The organism is Psychrobacter sp. GW64-MNA-CIBAN-0177 (assembly GCF_040309585.1).
GTDB lineage: Bacteria > Pseudomonadota > Gammaproteobacteria > Pseudomonadales > Moraxellaceae > Psychrobacter > Psychrobacter okhotskensis.
The window spans coordinates 1-236 of the sequence record NZ_JBEOOY010000611.1; the positions used below are offsets into that span (position 1 = coordinate 1).

A 236-nucleotide genomic window follows, 5' to 3' on the forward strand; every position below is an offset into this window, starting at 1 on the left:
GTGCCGGTGGACAAAACGTTAATAAAGTAGCCAGCGCTATCCATCTTCGTTTTGATATTAACCGCTCTAAATTACCCGACTTTTATAAAGAACGTTTACTTGCACTAAACGACAGCCGCATAACCAAAGACGGCGTATTAATAATAAAAGCGCAAAGCCACCGCACACAAGAGCTTAATCGCGAAGATGCATTTAAACGCTTAAAAGATCTAATTATTAGCGCAACTAAAGTAAAT

The 236-nt window shown here is 39.0% G+C and carries 1 protein-coding gene; it reads left to right on the forward strand.

The annotated features are described in order from the left end of the window. The coding region (gene arfB / locus AAEY79_RS16405) for an alternative ribosome rescue aminoacyl-tRNA hydrolase ArfB (protein ID WP_352289843.1) at positions 1–236 on the forward strand (236 nt) is incomplete at both ends.